Raw genomic sequence first — 286 nt, 5'->3', positions numbered from 1 at the left:
GCGGGGTCGTGCAGCGGCACGGGTTTGGTCACGGCGAGTGTGGTGCTGTCGAGCGCGAGCATGGGGGCGAGGGAGCGGGCTGTTTCGGCGCCGCTGGTGGGGCCGTGTGCGGCGAGTTCGCCGCCGGTGTGGATGGCGAGCAGCGCGTACGGGTCGCGGATCTCCAGGGAGTCCAGGACTGCGAGGGTGATCATGTCCCCGGTCCGCAAGTCGCCCAGGGTGAGCAGGACCGGCCGTCCGTCCGGGTCGCGGGTCCAGGTGATCACGTCGAAGTGTTCGCTGGTGA

1 pseudogene is annotated in these 286 nt (G+C 70.6%); it reads right to left on the bottom strand.

Annotated features, from left to right (window positions below):
- Window positions 1-286: pseudogene (locus ACLQ24_RS30565) on the bottom strand (hypothetical protein); the annotation flags it as partial.

The sequence above is a fragment of the Micromonospora sp. DT4 genome (assembly GCF_049841675.1).
Classification (GTDB): domain Bacteria; phylum Actinomycetota; class Actinomycetes; order Mycobacteriales; family Micromonosporaceae; genus Micromonospora.
This window is presented reverse-complemented; position numbering and strand designations above follow the sequence as displayed.